We start from the raw sequence: 18444 nt of genomic DNA, 5'->3' as shown, positions 1-18444 counted from the left end.
GCCGCAAGCCGCGGGTTCTGCTGTCGTTCGATTTTGCCACGTCTCTGCCCACACTGGAATCCTGGTTCGATCCGTTTGCCGCCATTGGCTGCATACTGGCGCAAAAGCCCGAATGGCTAAACACGATTTGGTGTCGCTGTGACTTTAAAGCAATGCATAAACCAATGATTTGCCAGTTTGTCGCATGAAAAGCGTAGCACAACCGGTAAACGGCGGAAACTCACTGATGCAACCTTTCCATGCGACGCGATCCGATGAATTCAGCGTTTTTGAGTTGGGCGCCCGGGCGGAACTGCGTGCCGCCCGCCATGAGAATCTGCCGCTGCTCTGGGCGGTATTCGGGTTCAGCATGGTGGCCAACCTGCTGATGCTGACCGGGCCGCTTTACATGCTTCAGGTCTATGACCGGGTGCTGGCCTCGCGCTCGGTGCCGACGCTGATCGTGCTGACCACCCTGGTGATGTTCCTGCTGTTCATCCTTTGGATGCTCGACGCGGCGCGGGCGCGGGTGCTGACCCGGATCGGGGCGCGGATGCAATCCCGTCTGGACGGGCGCGCCTTTGATGCGGTGTTGCGCCGCGCCGCGGTCCGGTCCGATACCCTGGCTGCCAGCGGGCTGCGCGATGTCGAGGCGCTGCAGCGGATGTTCGCCTCGCCGTCGCTGATCGCCCTGTTCGATTTGATCTGGACGCCGATCTTTCTGGCCGGGATCACCCTGTTCCATCCCTGGTTGGGGGTATTGGCCTTTGTCGGCGGCGGTCTGGTGGTGCTGGTGACGGCGTTGAACCAGACCCTGACCCGGGAACCTCAGGCGCAGGCGCAACTGGCCTCGGCCCGGGCCGATCTGATGGCCAGCAACATGCGCGAAGGGGCCGAATCGCTGACCGCCCTGGGCATGCGGCAGGCCGCCTTCAACCGCTGGACCGCGGCAAGGACCGAGGCGCAGCGCCGCAAATTGCTCGCCAACGATCTCAGCACCGCATTCACCGCCTGCGCCAAGAGTCTGCGGCAATTCCTGCAATCGGCGATGCTGGGCGGTGCCGCCTATCTGGTGTTGCAGAATGAACTCTCGCCGGGGGCGATGATCGCCGGAACACTGATGCTGGGCCGGGCGCTGGCGCCGGTGGAACTGACCATCGGCCAATGGCCGGTGATCCTGCGTGCGGTCGAGGCTTGGCGCAACCTGACCCGGCTGCTGGCGGAATCACCACCAGAGGCGGCGCATACCGCATTGCCCCGTCCCGAGGCGCGGCTGGTCGCGGAACAGGCCTGCATCGGGCCGCCGGAAAGCGGCCAAGTGACACTCAACAAGGTGAGTTTCCAGCTGGAACCGGGGCAGGCGCTGGGGGTGATCGGCCCGTCGGGGGCGGGCAAATCCACCTTGGCGCGGGCCCTGACCGGAACCTGGCCGGTGCTTGACGGCACCATCCTGCTGGGTGGTGCGCCGCTCAACCTCTATGACGGCGATGCGCATGGGCTCCTGGTCGGCTATCTGCCGCAGCGGGTCAGCCTGTTTGACGGCACCGTCGCTGAAAACATCGCCCGCCTGGGCATCGACGCCAATCCTGACAAGGTGATCGAGGCCGCCAAGCGGGCCGATGCGCATGAGATGATCCTGAGCCTGCCACAGGGCTATGACACCAGGGTCAGCGCCGGGGCCGGACATTTTTCCGGCGGGCAGGCGCAGCGGATCGGGCTGGCCCGGGCGCTGTTCGGTGACCCGGTGCTGCTGGTTCTGGATGAACCCAATTCCAATCTGGATCATCGCGGCAGCGTTGCGCTGAACCGGGCGGTGCGGGCGCACAAGGCGGCAGGCGGCGCGGTGGTGATCGTCGCGCATCGCCCGGCGGCGGTGCAGGAATGCGACCTGCTGCTGATCCTGGAAAATGGCGGCGGCACCGCCTTTGGCGAAAAGAACGAGGTGCTGCAAAACGCCGTCGCCAATCACGAAGCGATCAAGCGCGCCTCGGAGGGCGGAGCCAAGCCATGACCGACGAACCGTCGATACCCCATTGGTCCGCCGCCAAGCCGCTGCTGATCGGGTTCCTGGCCCTGTTCGGGCTGTTTGGCGGTCTCGGCACCTGGGCCGCCACCGCGCAGTTGTCCAGCGCCCTGATCCTGCCCGGTCGGGTCGAGGTTGAACGGAATCGGCAGGTGGTGCAGCATCCCGATGGCGGCGTCGTCGACGCGCTGCTGGTCAACGAGGGCGAGACCGTGGCGATGGATTCGCTGTTGATCCGGCTGGAGCCCGGGGATCTGATCGCCGAACAGGCGCTGACCCGCTCTGCGCTGGCCGAGTTGATCGCCCGCCGCGCCCGCCTTGAGGCCGAGCGTGACGGCGCCGAGCGGGTGACCTTCGATCCGAGTCTGTCGGATCTGGCAGGTGCCGAGGCCGCCCGGCAGCTGATCTCGGCGCAACGGGCGATCTTTGCCGCCCGCCGTGCCGCTCTGCTGCGCGACAGCGCGCAGGTCGCCGCGCAACGCCAGCAGGTCATCAGCCAGATCGCTGGCAACCGGGCCCAGGTGCAGGCCCTGATGAGCCAGATTTCCCTGGTCGATCAAGAGCTCGGCGCCCAGGAATCCCTCGTCGCGCGTCAGTTGGCCCCGAGCGCCCGATTGATCGCGCTGCGCCGCGAAAGGGCGCAGTTGAAGGGCCAGGACGGGGCCCTGAACGCCGCCCGTGACGAGGCCGAGGCGCGGTTGGCCGAACTCCGGCTAGAGGCCGCCCGCGTTGCCACCGCCGTCAGCGACGCTGCTCGGGCCGATCTGCGCGACCTAGCGCCGCGCGAACGCGAATTGACCGAACGGGTACGCGCGCTCGGCACCCGGATCGCCCGGCTGGAAATCCGCGCACCGGTGGCCGGGGTGCTCTATGGGCTGACGGTGTTCGGCCGCGGCGCGGTGGTGCATTCCGGCGAGCCGTTGGCCTATATCGTGCCGCAGAATCGGCCGCTGATCGTGACGGTGCACATTGATCCCGCAGTGGTCGATCAGGTCAGTCGCAGCCAACCGGTGCGGCTGACCTTTCCGGCACTGAACCGGATGGCGGCACCCGAGGTCCAGGGCCGCATCACCATGATCTCGCCCGATGCCTTTACCGATTCCAACACGATGCGGGATTTCTACCGGGTCGAGATCGCGATCGAGTCCGATCTCAGACCGGATGGGAGCCACCAAGACGGTATCGACCTGTTGCCCGGAATGCCGGTCGAGGCCTTCATCCTGATCGGAGAGCGCACGCCGTTGTCCTATCTGATGGCACCGGTGGCCGATTATTTCCGTCACGCCCTGCGCGAAGACTGACCCGGCCCGCGCCGGAATCCGGTTGCATTCCCGGGCTGGGCGCTTAGCGTCCCGCCCATATGGTCAGCCCGAGGAATGTCATGAACGCCATCGAAACCCGCCTGTCCGAAATGGGCATCACCCTGCCGAAAGCCAATGCGCCGGCGGCCAATTACATCCCCTTCGTGCAGGTCGGTGACACGCTCTATATCTCGGGCCAGGTGTCGATGGCCGAGGGCAAACTGATCACCGGCAAGCTCGGCGTTGACCTTAGCGTCGAAGAGGGCGCCGTTGCTGCGCGCAGCTGCGCCATTGGCCTGCTGGCCCAGGTCAAGGCGGCCTGTGGCGGTGATCTGTCGCGGCTGAAACGCGCGGTAAAGCTGACTGCCTTTGTCAATTCCTCCCCCGATTTCGGCGATCAGCCCAAGGTGGTCAACGGCGCCTCGGATTTCCTGGTCGAGGTGCTGGGCGACGCCGGGCGCCACGCCCGGTCCGCAGTTTCCGCCGGGGCGCTGCCATTCGGTGTCGCGGTCGAAATCGAAGGCATCTTTCAGATCGACTGATGCCAAAACGCCCGATGCAGGTGCCGCCGCTCCCCACCGCCTTTCTACAGGCCCCGATCGCGCATCGCGCGCTGCATGACCGCAGCCAGGGCCGCCCCGAAAATTCGCGCGAGGCGATCGCGGCGGCAATGGCCGCGGGCTATGGCATCGAGATCGATCTGCAATTGTCCGCCGACGGCGCGGCGATGGTGTTTCACGATTACGCGCTGGAACGGCTGACCGGCCAGACCGGCGCAATCCGCCAGAGCCGCGCCGCCGAACTGGGGCAGATCACCCTGACCGGCGGCGCCAGCCCCATCCCGCGGTTCACCGAGGTGCTGGCCCTGGTCGCCGGGCGGGTGCCGCTGCTGGTCGAGATCAAGGATCAGGACGGCGCCCTCGGTCCCGGCATCGGCCAGTTGGAGGCGGCGGCGGCGCGGGATGCGGCAGGCTATGGCGGCCCGCTTGCCTTCATGTCGTTCAACCCGCATTCGGTGCGGGTGCTCTCAGGCCTGGCCCCGGATATCCCGCGTGGCATCGTCACCTCGGCCTATCGGCCCAAGGATTGGATGCTGGTCCCTGCCGCCACAAGGGTGCGTCTGCGTGGCATTCCCGACATTGACGGAGCCGGTGCCGCGTTTATCAGCCATGAGGCGGAGGATCTGGCTCGCCCCCGGGTGGCCGAGATCCGCGCGCGGGGCCTGCCGGTGCTGTGCTGGACCATCCGTTCGCCCGAACAAGAGGCCGAGGCGCGCAAATATGCCGACAATGTCACCTTTGAAGGCTATGCCGCCGCCCTGTCGGGTTAAGATCCGCTTGATCGCGCGGCGGGACCGGCGAAAATGCGAGGCCAAAAAGATATGGGGCCGAAATTGAAGGAGTCAAAACGCCGATGGACGATGTGATCGAAATCGACGTTCTGACCAGTCTCGCCCGCATTGCCGCCGCCGATTGGGATGCCTGCGCCTGCCCCGAGGCGGCGGATGGGGGCCGCCCCTTCGATCCCTTCACCACCCACCGCTTTCTCAAGGCGCTTGAGGACAGCGGCTCGGTCGGGCCCGGCACCGGCTGGGAGCCGCGCCACCTCATTGCCCGCAAGAATGGTGACGTGATCGCCGTCGCGCCGCTCTATGCCAAGGGCCATTCCCAGGGTGAATACATCTTCGATTTCTCTTGGGCGCATGCCTATGAAAACGCGGGTGGGCGCTATTACCCGAAACTGCAGATCGCGGTGCCCTTCACCCCCGCCACCGGTCGCCGTTTCCTGACAAGGCCGGGGGCCGAGGCCGACGGCATGGCGGCGCTGGTGCAGGGCGCAGTGAAGCTGGCCGCCGACAATCGGCTGTCCTCGCTGCATGTCACCTTCTGCACCGAAGCCGAGGCGCTGGCGGGCGAAGCGATGGGGCTGATGCGCCGCACCAGCCAGCAGTTCCATTGGCAGAACCAGGGCTATGCGGATTTCGACGCCTTCCTCGCCTCGCTGTCCTCGCGCAAGCGCAAAGTGATCCGCAAGGAGCGCCAGCGCGCCAATGAATTCGGCGGCACCATCCACGAATTGACCGGCGACCAGATCGAACCGGAGCATTGGGATGCCTTCTGGCAATTCTACCAGGACACCGGCAGCCGCAAATGGGGCACCCCCTATCTGACCCGCGAATTTTTCGACATCGCGCAAGAGACCCTGCGCGACGACATCCTGCTGGTGATCTGCGAACGCGACGGGCTGCCGGTGGCTGGGGCGCTGAACATGATCGGGCGTGAGGTGCTCTATGGCCGCTATTGGGGCTGCATCGAGCATCACGATTGCCTGCATTTCGAGGCCTGTTATTACCGCGCCATCGACTATGCGATCCGCCAGGGGCTGGCCCGGGTCGAGGCCGGGGCGCAGGGCGAACACAAGCTGGCGCGCGGCTATCTGCCGGCTGAATGCCATTCGCTGCATTGGATCGCCGAGCCCGGCTTTGCCCGCGCCGTCGAAAGTTTCTTGAAACAGGAACGCGCCGCCGTCGAAGAGGATATCGAGGTGCTGACCGCCTATGGCCCGTTCCGTCGCGACCAGATCGAGGAACAGGATTGATGTCAGAGCCAGGCGCCAACTCCCCCGATGCCGTCCTCTTCGCGCCGCTGCTGGCCAATCGCTGGGCCAGGGTGCAGACCGCCACCGGGCAGGACGCCATCGAAAAGACCTTCACCTTCAGCGATTTCATCGCGGCCTTTGGCTTCATGACCCGCGCCGCGCTCTGGGCCGAGAAATGGGATCACCATCCCGACTGGCACAACAGCTACAACCGCGTCACAGTGCTGCTGACCAGCCATGACAGCGGCGGCCTCACCGCCCGCGACGCCAGGCTCGCCGGAAAACTGGACCAATTGACGGAGATTTGATGCTCGACCTACTGAACCGCGAAATCTGGAACGGCCACAGCCTGAACGACCTGGTGACGCTCGACTTTCTGGTGTCGATTGTCGGCAGCGTGCTCTCGGCCGCCGCGATCCTCTTTCTGGGCTACATCCTGGCCGGATGGGCCAATCGCCGGATCAAGGCGCTGGCGCGCCGCCACGCCGCGTTCGATGACACCCTGTTCGCCTTTCTCGGCTCGCTGGTGCGCTATGCGATCATCGGCTTTGCCTGTCTGTTTGTGCTCAACACCTTCGGGGTGCAGACCACCAGCGTGGTTGCGATCATCGGCGCCGCCGGGCTGGCCATCGGCCTGGCGCTGCAGGGCACCCTGTCCAATGTCGCGGCGGGGATGATGCTGATCCTGTTTCGCCCCTTCAAGACCGGCGATTTTGTCGAGGTCGGTGGCCAGATGGGCAGCGTGCGCGACATTACCCTGAATTTCACCGAACTGGCCAGCACCGGCAATGTGCAGATCATCATCCCCAATGCCTCGGTCTGGGGCAACACCATCACTAATTATTCGAGCTACCCGAAACGGCGTGCGGAATGGGGTTTTGGGGTCAGCTATGACAGCGATCTGAAAAGCGCCGAAAGCATTATCCGCGACACCGTCGAGGCGGATTCGCGCACTCACGCCGACCCGGCGCCATTCGTGCAGGTCAACAACCTCGGCGCCAGCTCGGTCGATTTCCTGGTCCGGGCCTGGTGTGATTCAGCTGTCTATTTCGCCTATCAGGCGGATATGAAACGCGCGGTGAAAGAGGCGCTGGATGCGGGTGGGATCGACATACCGTTCCCGACCCAGACGGTGCATTATGCCGCTCAGCCTTCGGGCATTCAGCCCGGACAGGACGCGGGCGACTAATCCGCGCCCGCGCCCGATGGTCTTACATCTTGTCCAACATGGTCTCGGCGGCGGCGATCTCACAGGCGCCGGGCACGACTTCCAGGTTCAACTGGGTCACAACCCCGTCTTCGACCAGCATCGAATAGCGCTTGGAGCGGTCGACGAACCCGACCGCCGGCGCGGTGACATTCATGCCCACGGCCTTGGTGAATTCGGACATGCCATCGGCCAGCATGGTGATCCCGGCAGCGCTGGCCCCCATGCTTTCATCCCAGGCTTTCACGCAGAAATAATCGTTCACGGTCAGGCAGATCACCTCATCCACGCCCTTGGCCTTCAGCGCGTCCATATTGCGCATGAAGCTCGGGACATGGGCAGTGGTGCAGGTGCCGCTAAAGGCGGCGGGCAGGGCGAAAACCACCACTTTGCGCCCGGCGACATAATCCGGTAGCGTAACCGGCGCCGGCTTGTCGCCCGCGGTTGCAATGAGGGTGGCCTGGGGCAGTTTGTCACCGATGGCTATGGTCATGGTCGCTCCGTCCGTGTTTGGTTTCGGTCCGTTGTGTTCACTCACCCGGCAGATATAGATGGACGACAAGCGACAACAACCGGAAAATCGGGGCCAGAGATGCACCAAATCACAGCATGAGGATCATTGCGGGCAGTTGGCGGGGGCGAAATTTGGCCACGGTTGGCAAGGGCGATCCCGGCACCCATCTGCGCCCGACCACCGACCGGATCCGCGAAAGCCTGTTCTCGACCCTCAGCGGCGGCCATTTTGACGACCCGATCACCGATGCCCAGGTGCTCGACCTCTTTGCCGGAACCGGCGCGCTCGGGCTTGAGGCGCTGTCGCGCGGTGCCGACCACGCCACCTTCGTCGATGATGGGCGCAAGGCGCAGAGCCTGATCCGCCAGAACATCGCCAGCCTGGCTTGCGCCGACCGCAGCCGTCTGATCACCCGCGACGCCCGCCGCCTGCCAGCCAACACCGGCGCCGCCGCGACGCTGGTGTTCCTCGATCCGCCCTATGGCAAGGCCCTCGGCGCGCCCGCCCTGGCCGCCGCCCTGGCCGCAGGCTGGATCGCGGACAAGGCTCTGGTGGTCTGGGAGGACAATGCCCCGCAACCGCCGCCGCCCGGGTTTACCCGGCTCGACAGCCGCCGCTACGGTGACACCCATGTCACCTTTCTGCGCCTGACATGAAAACGGCGGCGCCATCTCGCGCCGCCGTCCATTCTTCATCTTGCCAGAAATATTCCGGGGGTGTGGGGGCAGCGCCCCCACCCGTCCCGCAATTCTCAATCCTCAGACAAAAGCCTGCAATCCGGTCTGCGCCCGGCCCAGGATCAGCGCATGCACATCATGGGTGCCCTCATAGGTGTTCACCGTCTCCAGGTTCGCCGCGTGCCGCATCACCTTGTAACCGATCTGGATGCCGTTGCCGCCATGCATGTCCCGCGCCATCCGCGCGATATCCAGGGCCTTGCCGCAATTGTTGCGCTTGATGATCGACACCATTTCCGGCGCCGCGCGGGCCGCATCGAACAGCCGTCCGACCCGCAGCGAGGCCTGCAGACCCAGCGCGATCTCGGTCTGCATATCCGCCAGTTTCTTCTGGTAGAGCTGGGTGCCGGCCAGCGGCTTGCCGAACTGGGTCCGGTCCAGCCCGTATTGCCGCGCCTGGAACCAGCAATCCTCGGCCGCGCCCATCACGCCCCAGCCGATGCCGTAGCGCGCCCGGTTCAGACAGCCGAACGGCCCCTTCAGGCCCGAGACATGCGGCAGCAGCGCCTCTTCACCGACCTCGACATTCTCCAGCACGATTTCGCCGGTGATCGAGGCGCGCAGGCTCAGCTTGCCGCCGATCTTCGGTGCGCTCAGCCCCTTCATGCCTTTTTCCAGCACGAATCCCCGAATGGCCCCGTCATGGGCGTCGGATTTGGCCCAGATCACAAAGACATCGGCGATTGGCGCGTTGGAAATCCACATCTTGGCGCCGTTCAGCACATACCCGCCGTCGGTTTTCACCGCCCGGGTCTTCATCCCGCCCGGATCCGATCCGGCTTCGGGCTCGGTCAGGCCAAAGCAGCCGATCCACTCGCCGCTGGCCAGTTTCGGCAGGTACTTCTTGCGCTGCGCTTCCGAGCCATAGGCGTAGATCGGATACATGACGAGCGAGGATTGCACCGAGCACATCGAGCGGAAGCCGCTGTCGACCCGTTCGACCTCGCGCGCGACCAGCCCGTAGGAGACATAGTTTGCGCCGATGCCGCCGTATTCCTCGGGCACGGTGACGCCGAGGATCCCCTGTTCGCCCATCTCGGCGAAAATCGAGGGGTCAACGCCCTCTTCCATATACATCGACTCGACCCGCGGCATCAGCTTTTCCTGACAGAAGGCATGTGCCGAATCGCGAATCATCCGTTCGTCTTCATCCAGTTGATCGTCGAGCAGAAAGGGATCCTCCCAGGCGAATGACGCCATATTCGGGCGATCCTTGTCCTTGATCTTGGGGCGGGTGTCGTCGGTCATCGTTCCTCCTCGGGGCCAGGCCCATCACATGAATTCCCGCGCAGACTAGTCGCGCGGCGCGGTCTTTGCTAACGAGGAATTCGCGAAAGTTGATTACCTAATCGCATCGGATACCGCTGAATGCCCGAAAATTTCATACCGACGATCCGCGAACTTGAAGCCTTTTGCGAATTGGCACAATCCGGCACCACCCATTTGGCAGCACGCCGGGTGCATCTCAGCCAGACCGCCGTCAGCCGGGCGATCCGCAGTCTTGAGGATCGGTTGGGCGTTGCCCTGTTCCTGCGCCAGCGCCAGCGGATGTTCCTGTCGGATGCCGGTCGCGCCTTTCTGCCAAAGGCTCGCACCCTGCTGGCTGATCTGAACGCGGCGGCGGTCGGGGTGATGGCCTTTGGCGGCCAGTCGACGGTGCTGCGGATCGCGGTGCTGCCGACCTTCGGGCGCAGCTGGCTGATCCCGCGGCTTGGTTCCTTTCTGGCGGCGGCGCCGGGCACCTCGGTCGATATTGCCGCCCGGCTCGACCCGGTGGATTTCACCACGGAACCTTTCGATCTGGCCATCCAGCGCTCGCAGCATCGTTCCGGCGCCGCCAACCACCTGCATCTGCTCGACGAGACCCTGATCGCCGTCGCCGCCCCCAGCCTGATCGGCCCGCGCGCGCTGAATGAGCGTGACATCCTGACCCTGCCGCTGCTGCAACAGACCACCCGGCCGACGTTGTGGCTGGACTGGTTCCGCCACGCCCAACTGGACCCGCGCCGGATCCTGCGCGGCGCAAGGTTCGATCATTTCGACATGGTCATCGATGCCGCGATTGCCGGTCTCGGGGTGGCGCTGGTCCCGGAAATCCTGGCGCGTGGCCCGTTACAGGAGGGCGCGCTGATCCGCGCCAATACCCGCGAGATGGACAGCGGTCAGGCCTATACGCTGATCCATCCTGACCGGGCCGAGGAGATGGCGCAGTTCATCCGCTTCCGCGCCTGGATTCGCGCCGAAATCGAAGGCATCTGGGGCTGAGCGCCGTCACCCAACTCGCAGAGTGTTCACATTGCGGTGAGAGGCGCGGCATCCCGGCAACAGTCGACCGGCCAGTTGGGCAAAGTCGCGGGCGTTGATCGCCGGTTCGCCGTAACTTGTAACGAAGAGCTCACCGCAACCCATCGGAGTCGCCCCATGACCAGCCGCCGCCTTTTCCTGACCCAAGCCGCCGCCGGTGCCGCGGCGCTGGCGCTGCCTGCGCCGGCATTGGCCCAGGTGAAACCGGCGGTCCCGGCGAAACCGGCTGCCAACATTCTGGCCAAGCAGCAGGTGACGATTTCCAGCGCGTATCAACCAGGCGAGATCGTGGTGCTGCCGCGTGCCTATTTCCTCTATTACGTCACCGCGCCCGGCAAGGCGCTGCGCTATGGCATCGCCGTTGCCAAACCCGGCCTCGGCTGGCGCGGCACCGCCGAGATCAAGCGCAAGGTCGAATGGCCGACCTGGCGCCCGACCGATGAGATGATCGACCGCGACCCGGCCCATTACGGCAAGTACAAGGGCACAAACGAGCGGATGGCGGGCGGGCCGGGCAACCCTCTGGGGGCGCGGGCGATGTATCTCTACGAAGGCAACATTGACACCTATGTCCGGATTCATGGCACCATCGCGCCCAGCAGCATCGGGCGCGCGGCCTCGTCGGGGTGTTTCCGGATGCTGAATGAAAATGTCATCGACCTATACGACCGGGTTCCACTCGGCACCAAGGTGACAGTGCTCTGACACGCGCAGTCGTGGATGAGGGACAGAACACGGGCGGCGCCTTGCAAGGTGTCGCTCGTTTCGCTTTTCGTGTCTCTTAGTTTTATTGCTAAGCTGCTGATGGGCCGCGCCAGGCGGAGGGTCAGCAGATCGGGTGAGAGGGCTGGCCAAAGTCCATTCCCCGTCACCCATCACCCTGAGTGGGCAAAAGACTGGATATGACGGCTGTCTTGCGCCGCCGTTCGTGGCCGGACTCGGCGGTGGCGGTCAGTGGCTTTCGGTCAACCGCCCTACCGGGCCGATCCGTGTCATCTACGCTGCCGATTCACGAAAAATCACGCCCGGCGCGCCGCCCTCAGGCGCGGACGCCGACCTGCTGGCGTATCCAATCGACGATCTGCTTGGCGGGCATCGCGCCGGATTGGCGCGCCACTTCGCGACCGCCGCGAAAGATCACCATCGTCGGAATGCCGCGAATGCCCTGCGCTGCGCCGGCCTGGGGATGATCCTCGGTATTCACCTTGGCCAATCGTGCCTGCCCGGCCAGCTGTTTGGCGGCCTCGGCGAATTGCGGGGCCATCGTCCGGCAGGGGCCGCACCAGGGCGCCCAGAAATCCACCACCAGCGGCACGTCATCGGTGCGGGCGGCCTTGGCCAGGGTTGCGGCGTCGATCTCGACCGGTTTCGCGGCCATCAGCGGTGCGCCACAGGTGCCGCATTTGGGACCGGCGCTCAGCCGTTCTTCTGGCACCCGGTTGGCCTGTCCACAGTCCAGGCACACGATTTTACGTCCTGCCATTTCAAACACTCCATCACATTCTGCATGTTATATATGTTGTTCTTTCACCGCCGCAAGCCCGACAGCTGCCTTGCCGCTTGACCCTGCCGACCGGCCCCGCAATATCTGGCCAAATGTTCGCGCGCATCTTTCATCTGCTTCCGGTTCTGGCGCTGGCCCTGCTGGCCGGCTGTTCGACCCTGCCGACCCTGCACGAGGCCGGGGCGCAGCCGCTGGTCCATGATGGCAAGGCCCGGCGCGGCATGACCCGCGCGGTGGTGGTGGTGCCCGGTGCCCTGGCCTCGGTCGGAATCTATGAGCCGGTGCTGGACTGGAACGTGCCGGACGGGGCGGTGATGGCCTATCGGTTTCCCGGGCTCGACGGGCTCAAGCTGGATCATCGGCTCGACCTTGCCGAGGCCGGGGCGCTGATCGCCGATGCGATGCGGGCGCTGGAGGTCAAAGAGGTCTATCTGATCGGCTTTTCCACCGGCGGCCCGGTGGCGCTTGAGGCGGCGCGGCGACTGGGCGACAAGCAGGTCAGCGTCGCGCTGATCTCCTCTGCCGGGCCGTTTCCATCCGGGATCAAAGCCTCAATCATCGGGTTCTTCGATGTGATCGAGGCGCTGTCGCGGGCACATGGCAAATCGCTGGAAGAGGCCTGGCTTGAGAATTATCGCACCCTGCTGTTCGGGCGGAATCATTTCGGCAAGAAGCGGCAGGCAAACCTCAGCCGAAATCTGGCCGAACACCAGCGCGGATCGCTGCGCACCCCGACAACAAGGCTGACCTTGGCCCATACCACGGACCTGATGCAATGGACCCTGCCGCGCGATTCGGGCCTGGCCAAGGCGCGGGTCGGGGTGTTTCACGGCGCCGAGGATTCGATCTTTGACCTGGCCGAAACCCGGCGTTTCGCGGCCCGGATCCCCGCCGATATGATGGCGACCTATCCGGGGCAGGGGCATCTGCTGTTCGTCACCGCCCCAACCCTGTGGGAGGATGTGCGCCGGTTTTTTGACCTGCCGCCGCGCCGCTGAGCCTCACTTCACTGCCGCGACCAACGCTTCCACCTTTGGCCCCAATGCCGCGACGATCAGCGCCACGCCCTGCTTGCTCGGGTGCAGACCATCCGCCTGCATCAGCTTGCGCACCGCTGCCGGATCGCCTTCTGCCGCCAGCCCGGCAAAGAAATTCGGCGCAAGCAGCGTGCCCCATTTCTCGGCCAGTTCGGGGTAGATCCCGTCAAAGGCGGCCTTGTAGTCCGGGCCGTAATTCGATGGCCCCGGCAGCCCGACCAGCAGCACCGGCAGATCGCGCGCCGCCGCCACCGCCAGAATCCCGTCCAGATTGGCGCGGCTGGCGGCGGGATCCATGCCGCGCAGCATGTCATTGCCCCCCAGCGCCACGATCATCGCATCGACCTCGGGCGTCAGCGACCAGTCGACCCGGGCCAGCCCGCCCCGGGTGGTGTCGCCCGATACCCCGGCATTGATCACCCGGACATCGCCACCGCGCGCCCGCAACCAGGCCTCAAGCTGCGGCACCAGCCCGTCTTCGGCGGGCAGGCCATAGCCGGCTGTCAGACTGTCGCCGAGGGCCAGCAAAGTGACCTCGTCCGCCAGGGCAAACCCCGGTAGGATCAGCAGAATTGCCGCTGCCGCCTTGTGACGCAGCCAACGCCGCCCATATGTGACTGACCCCGATCCCGAAAAGGCGCCCCGGATGACCGAAACGATTCTCTCTCTCAGCGATGTCCGCCTGTCACTGGATGGCAATGCCGGACGGGTGGACATCCTGCATGGCATCACGCTGGCGGTCGCGCGTGGCGAAACCCTGGGTCTGGTGGGGCCGTCGGGATCGGGCAAATCGTCACTCCTCATGCTCATGGGCGGGCTGGAACGTGCCACCGGAGGCCGGATCGAGGCGCTGGGCCATGATCTGACCGCGATGGGCGAAGACGCGCTGGCCCGCTTCCGCAGGGATCATATGGGCGTGGTGTTCCAATCTTTCCACCTGATTCCGACGATGACCGCACTGGAGAACGTGGCGACGCCGCTGGAACTGGCCGGAGCGCCGGATGCCTTTGATCGCGCCCGGGCCGAGCTTGCCGCGGTGGGCCTGTCGCTGCGCGCCGATCATTACCCCAGCCAGATGTCGGGCGGTGAACAGCAACGGGTGGCGCTGGCGCGGGCGTCGGTCACCCGCCCGGCAATCCTGTTGGCGGATGAGCCCACCGGCAATCTGGACGAAGCCAACGGCGCCGCCATCGTCGATCTGTTGTTCGATCTGCGCGACCGGCATGGGGCGACCTTGATCTTGGTCACGCATTCACAGGAACTGGCGGCACGTTGCGACCGGGTGATCCGCCTGCGCGACGGGCGGCTGGTTGCGCCGGATGCGGCTGCGCCGGGCGCGCGTGAGGCGGCGGAATGAGCCTGGCACATTGGGGCGCCGACCTGCGTTTGGCCGCCCGGCTGGCGCTGCGTGAATTGCGTGGCGGGCTGCGCGGCTTTCGCATCCTGATCGCCTGTCTGGCGCTGGGTGTCGCCGCCATCGCCGGGGTCGGCAGCGTTCGTGCCGCGATCGAGGCCGGGCTGGCCCGCGAGGGCGCGGCCCTGCTCGGCGGTGACGCGGAACTGTCATTCACCTATCGCTTTGCCGAACCGGCAGAGCGTGATTGGATGCAGGCCAATGCCGTCGCCGTGTCGGAAATCGCCGATTTCCGCTCGATGGCGGTGGTCGGCGAAGGGGACAGCGCCGAACGCGGGCTGACCCAGGTCAAGGCGGTGGATGCCGCCTATCCGCTGGTCGGACAGGTGCAACTGACCCCCGAGATGCCGCTGGCCCAGGCGCTGGCGGGGGATGGGACATTGCCCGGCGCGGTGATGGACCCGCTGCTGATCGCCCGGCTGGGGCTGAGCCTTGGAGAGAGGTTCCGTCTCGGCACCCAGGGCTTTGTGTTGATGGCGGCGCTGACGCATGAGCCGGACGCGGGGGCGGCCGGCTTCACCCTTGGTCCACGCAGCATCGTGCTGCGCCGCGATCTGGCGAATTCGGGGCTGTTGCAGCCTGGGACCCTGTTTGATTCACATTACCGGCTGGACCTGCCAGAGGGTCAGCCGCTGGCCGAAACCGCGCGCGCGGCCAAGCAGGCCTTTGCCGATTCCGGTCTGCGCTGGCGCGATTCCCGCAACGGCGCGCCGGGGGTGCGGGCCTTTGTCGACCGGCTGGGGGCGTTCCTGATCCTCGTCGGCCTGTCCGGGCTGGCGGTGGGTGGCGTCGGCGTCGCCGCCTCGGTGCGCGGCTACCTGGCCGACAAGACCGCGGTGATCGCCACCCTGCGCACGCTCGGGGCCGAGCGGCGGGTGATCTTTGCCACCTATTTCATCCAGATCGGGGTGCTGGCCCTGGCCGGTATCGCGCTGGGGCTGATCCTCGGCGGGCTGGCACCGCTGGCGCTGGCGCCGCTGATCTCGGGCGCGCTGCCGGTGCCGGCGGCCTTCGGGATCTACCCGGGCCCGCTGGCCGAGGCGGCGGTCTATGGTCTGCTCACCGCGCTGGTCTTTACTCTGTGGCCGCTGTCGCGGGCCGGGGACATCCGCGCCGCGGCGCTGTTTCGTGACGCGATGGACTCGGGCCGCCTGCTGCCGCCCTTCGGCTACCTGCTGGCAATACTGGCGTTGACCGCGCTGCTGGTGGCGACCGCGGCGCTGTTCTCAGGCAATCTGCGCTTGACCCTGTGGACTGCGGGCGGCGTCGGCTTTGCGCTGGCGCTGCTGGCGCTGGCGGGCTGGGGCATCCGCGCGCTGGCCCGGCGCCTGCGCCGCCGTGCCGAGGGCCGCCCGCCACTGCGCTGGGCACTGGCGGCGATCGGCGGGCCGCGCAGCGACGCGGTGGCGGTGGTGCTGTCGCTCGGGCTTGGCCTGTCGGTCCTCGCCGCGGTCGGGCAGATCGACGGCAACCTGCGCGCCGCGATTTCGCGGGATCTGCCCGAACGGGCGCCGTCGTTCTTTTTCGTTGATATCCAGAAGGACCAGATCGACGCCTTTCTGGCCCGGGTCAGCAGTGATCCGGCGGTCAGCCGGGTCGACACCGCGCCGATGCTGCGCGGGGTGATCACCCGGATCAACGACCGCCCGGCGCGCGAGGTGGCGGGGGACCACTGGGTGCTGCGCGGTGACCGGGGGGTGACCTATTCCGCTGAACAGCCTGCCAGCACCAAACTCACCCAAGGGGCCTGGTGGCCGGTCGATTACACCGGCCCGCCGCAGATCAGCTTTGCCGCCGAAGAGGCCGGTGAAATGGGCCTGAAGCTGGGTGACAAGATCACCGTCAACATCCTTGGCCGCGACATCACCGCGACGCTGACCTCGTTCCGCGAGGTCGATTTCTCGACCGCCGGCATGGGCTTTGTCACCGCGATGAACCCGGCAGCACTCAGCGGCGCACCGCATAGTTTTATCGCCACGCTCTATACCGATGAGGCGGCCGAACCGGTGATCCTGCGCGATGTCTCGAACATGTTTCCAAATGTGACCGCGATCCGGGTCCGCGACGCGATCGAGCGGGTCAGCACCCTGCTCGCCGGGCTGGCCTCGGCCACCTCCTACGGCGCGGCCGCGACGCTGCTGACCGGCTTTCTGGTGCTGATCGGCGCCGCCCTCTCGGGCGAAGGGGCCCGCATCCATGAGGCGGCGATCCTGAAGACGCTGGGCGCCAGCCGACGGCGCATCCTGACCTCGCTGGTCCTGCGCGCCGCGCTGCTGGGGGCGGCGGCGGGTCTGGTTGCGTTGGTGGCCGGGATCACCGGCGGCTGGGCGGTCAGCCGCTTCGTGATGGAAACCAAATTCGCGATCATCTGGCCCTCGGCCCTGGCGATTGTCGCGGGCGGGCTGCTCGCCAATCTCGCCGCCGGGCTGGCCTTCGCCTGGGCGCCGCTATCCGCCCGTCCGGCCCAGGTGCTGCGGTCCCGCGATTAGATTTCAGGCCTCCGGCGGGAATATTTCTGGCAAGATGAAGCCGGAAACGATCTCCAGCTTCCTCTGGTCCCAAATATCCCGGGGTTTGGGGCAGAGCCCCAAAAAGCCTTGGATGGAATGCACCGCAGGCGCATGGACATCGTGACGCGCGGCACTTCTGCCGCTGCAAAGCCAAGGCTGGAGAATGTCGCTCGCCCTTCCGATCGATGCCTGCGACCGGATGCGGCAGCCCCGGGGTCACGTCATTCCGCCGCCTCGGCGTAATCCGACATCGGCGGGCAGGTGCAGGTCAGGTTGCGATCGCCCCAGACATTGTCGACCCGATTGACCGGCGGCCAGTATTTGTCGACCCGAAAGGCGCCGGGGGGAAAACAGCCCTGTTCGCGGGAATAGGCGCGGTCCCAATCGCCGACCAGATCCTCGACCGTGTGCGGCGCGAATTTCAGTGGCGATTGCGCGGCGTCGATGCGGCCCGCCTCGATATCCGCAATCTCGGCGCGGATCGCCAGCATCGCGTCACAGAAGCGATCCAGCTCGGCTTTGGTTTCGCTTTCGGTCGGCTCGACCATCAATGTCCCGGCAATTGGCCAAGACATGGTCGGGGCGTGAAAGCCGCAATCCATCAGCCGCTTGGCGATGTCATCCACGCTGACATCCGCGCTGTCGGCAAAGGGCCGTGTGTCGAGGATGCATTCATGCGCCACCCGCCCGGTCGGCCCTTTGTAGAGCACCTCGAACGCGCCCTTCAGCCGCGCCGCGATGTAATTCGCATTGAGAATTGCCACCCGCGTCGCCTGGGTCAGCCCCTCGCCGCCCATCATCAGGCAATAGGCCCAGGAAATCGGCAGGATCGAGGGCGAGCCATAGGGCGCCGCCGCCACCGCGCCGTCGCTGCCAAACTGCGGATGGCCGGGCAGATGCGGCACCAGATGCGGCTTGACCCCGATCGGCCCCATGCCGGGGCCGCCGCCGCCATGCGGGATGCAGAATGTCTTGTGCAGGTTCAAATGGCTGACGTCGCCCCCCAGATCGCCGGGGCGGCTGAGACCGACCATGGCATTCATATTGGCCCCGTCGATATAGACCTGCCCGCCATTCTGATGGGTGATCTGGCAGACCTCGCGCACGGTTTCCTCAAACACCCCATGGGTCGAGGGATAGGTGATCATGCAAGCGGCCAGCTCGGCGGCGTGCTGTTCGGCCTTGGCGCGGAAATCGTCGAGGTCGATGTCACCGTTGTCACGGCTTTTCACCGGCACCACCTTCCAGCCGACCATCTGCGCCGAGGCCGGGTTGGTGCCATGGGCCGAGGTCGGGATCAGGCAGACATTGCGATG

At 65.9% G+C, this 18444-nt stretch carries 17 protein-coding genes and 1 pseudogene; 13 read left to right on the top strand and 5 right to left on the bottom strand.

What is annotated here, in order from left to right; translation table 11 throughout:
• Nucleotides 1-226 precede the first annotated feature (226 nt).
• From P1U48_RS12035 to P1U48_RS12005, 7 genes are all read left to right on the top strand, one after another.
• Nucleotides 227-1990, top strand: a complete 1764-nt coding sequence (locus P1U48_RS12035) for a type I secretion system permease/ATPase (protein ID WP_301069246.1) — start codon at nucleotides 227-229, stop codon at nucleotides 1988-1990.
• Entirely contained in the window at nucleotides 1987-3303 is a 1317-nt protein-coding gene (locus P1U48_RS12030) for an HlyD family type I secretion periplasmic adaptor subunit (protein WP_301069245.1), read from the top strand. Before P1U48_RS12035 ends, P1U48_RS12030 begins: the two co-directional genes overlap by 4 nt.
• A gap of 80 nt (nucleotides 3304-3383) precedes the next feature.
• Nucleotides 3384-3845 carry a RidA family protein gene (locus P1U48_RS12025; protein WP_301069244.1) on the top strand — a complete coding sequence of 154 codons (462 nt, stop codon included), beginning with the start codon at nucleotides 3384-3386 and terminating at the stop codon, nucleotides 3843-3845.
• Nucleotides 3845-4633, top strand: coding sequence for a glycerophosphodiester phosphodiesterase family protein (locus P1U48_RS12020; protein WP_301069243.1), 789 nt, complete (start codon nucleotides 3845-3847; stop codon nucleotides 4631-4633). The genes P1U48_RS12025 and P1U48_RS12020 overlap by 1 nt, the downstream gene beginning before the upstream one ends.
• A gap of 83 nt (nucleotides 4634-4716) precedes the next feature.
• A complete protein-coding gene (locus P1U48_RS12015; RefSeq protein ID WP_301069242.1) occupies nucleotides 4717-5901 on the top strand; it encodes a GNAT family N-acetyltransferase in 1185 nt (394 codons plus the stop codon).
• The gene (locus P1U48_RS12010) at nucleotides 5901-6209 is read left to right on the top strand and encodes a 4a-hydroxytetrahydrobiopterin dehydratase (RefSeq protein WP_301069241.1); all 309 of its coding nucleotides are present in this window, start codon (nucleotides 5901-5903) and stop codon (nucleotides 6207-6209) included. Before P1U48_RS12015 ends, P1U48_RS12010 begins: the two co-directional genes overlap by 1 nt.
• Nucleotides 6209-7090, top strand: a complete 882-nt coding sequence (locus tag P1U48_RS12005) for a mechanosensitive ion channel domain-containing protein (RefSeq protein WP_301069240.1) — start codon at nucleotides 6209-6211, stop codon at nucleotides 7088-7090. Before P1U48_RS12010 ends, P1U48_RS12005 begins: the two co-directional genes overlap by 1 nt.
• Before the next feature lie 22 nt (nucleotides 7091-7112).
• Here P1U48_RS12005 and P1U48_RS12000 read toward each other — a convergent pair whose 3' ends face one another.
• Nucleotides 7113-7601, bottom strand: coding sequence for a peroxiredoxin (locus P1U48_RS12000; RefSeq protein ID WP_301069239.1), 489 nt, complete (start codon nucleotides 7599-7601; stop codon nucleotides 7113-7115).
• A 116-nt stretch (nucleotides 7602-7717) separates the two neighbouring features.
• Here P1U48_RS12000 and rsmD point away from each other — a divergent pair, with 116 nt between their 5' ends.
• Nucleotides 7718-8278, top strand: a complete 561-nt coding sequence (gene rsmD, locus P1U48_RS11995; RefSeq protein ID WP_301069238.1) for a 16S rRNA (guanine(966)-N(2))-methyltransferase RsmD — start codon at nucleotides 7718-7720, stop codon at nucleotides 8276-8278.
• Between the two features lie 102 nt (nucleotides 8279-8380).
• Here rsmD and P1U48_RS11990 read toward each other — a convergent pair whose 3' ends face one another.
• Entirely contained in the window at nucleotides 8381-9607 is a 1227-nt protein-coding gene (locus P1U48_RS11990) for an acyl-CoA dehydrogenase (protein WP_301069237.1), read from the bottom strand.
• Between the two features lie 120 nt (nucleotides 9608-9727).
• On the opposite strand from P1U48_RS11990, the gene P1U48_RS11985 reads away from it, so the two are divergent.
• Nucleotides 9728-10624 (top strand): LysR family transcriptional regulator, encoded by an 897-nt coding sequence (locus tag P1U48_RS11985; RefSeq protein WP_301069236.1) that lies wholly within the window; start codon nucleotides 9728-9730, stop codon nucleotides 10622-10624.
• A 156-nt stretch (nucleotides 10625-10780) separates the two neighbouring features.
• Nucleotides 10781-11368 carry a L,D-transpeptidase gene (locus P1U48_RS11980; RefSeq protein ID WP_301069235.1) on the top strand — a complete coding sequence of 196 codons (588 nt, stop codon included), beginning with the start codon at nucleotides 10781-10783 and terminating at the stop codon, nucleotides 11366-11368.
• A gap of 334 nt (nucleotides 11369-11702) precedes the next feature.
• Here the strand turns inward: P1U48_RS11980 and trxC are convergent, their stop codons facing one another.
• Complete coding sequence (trxC, locus tag P1U48_RS11975; RefSeq protein ID WP_301069234.1) at nucleotides 11703-12146, bottom strand: thioredoxin TrxC; 444 nt, start codon at nucleotides 12144-12146, stop codon at nucleotides 11703-11705.
• 113 nt (nucleotides 12147-12259) lie between these two features.
• On the opposite strand from trxC, the gene P1U48_RS11970 reads away from it, so the two are divergent.
• The gene (locus P1U48_RS11970) at nucleotides 12260-13165 is read left to right on the top strand and encodes an alpha/beta hydrolase (RefSeq protein ID WP_301069233.1); all 906 of its coding nucleotides are present in this window, start codon (nucleotides 12260-12262) and stop codon (nucleotides 13163-13165) included.
• Nucleotides 13166-13168: 3 nt separating this feature from the next.
• Here P1U48_RS11970 and P1U48_RS11965 read toward each other — a convergent pair whose 3' ends face one another.
• The gene (locus P1U48_RS11965) at nucleotides 13169-13732 is read right to left on the bottom strand and encodes an arylesterase (RefSeq protein WP_366142882.1); all 564 of its coding nucleotides are present in this window, start codon (nucleotides 13730-13732) and stop codon (nucleotides 13169-13171) included.
• A gap of 118 nt (nucleotides 13733-13850) precedes the next feature.
• Here P1U48_RS11965 and P1U48_RS11960 point away from each other — a divergent pair, with 118 nt between their 5' ends.
• Both P1U48_RS11960 and P1U48_RS11955 read left to right on the top strand, forming a co-directional pair.
• Nucleotides 13851-14561, top strand: a complete 711-nt coding sequence (locus P1U48_RS11960) for an ABC transporter ATP-binding protein (protein ID WP_301069232.1) — start codon at nucleotides 13851-13853, stop codon at nucleotides 14559-14561.
• Nucleotides 14558-17107: an FtsX-like permease family protein gene (locus P1U48_RS11955; protein WP_301069231.1), complete on the top strand. Its 2550-nt coding sequence runs from the start codon at nucleotides 14558-14560 to the stop codon at nucleotides 17105-17107. The genes P1U48_RS11960 and P1U48_RS11955 overlap by 4 nt, the downstream gene beginning before the upstream one ends.
• A gap of 242 nt (nucleotides 17108-17349) precedes the next feature.
• On the opposite strand, the pseudogene P1U48_RS11950 reads toward P1U48_RS11955, so the two are convergent.
• Nucleotides 17350-18444: pseudogene (locus tag P1U48_RS11950) on the bottom strand (beta-eliminating lyase-related protein); the annotation flags it as partial.

The sequence above is a fragment of the Pseudooceanicola sp. genome (assembly GCF_029213205.1).
GTDB lineage: Bacteria > Pseudomonadota > Alphaproteobacteria > Rhodobacterales > Rhodobacteraceae > Pseudooceanicola.
Note: the sequence above shows the minus strand (reverse complement) of the source record. Positions and strands in the feature narration are given on the sequence as shown.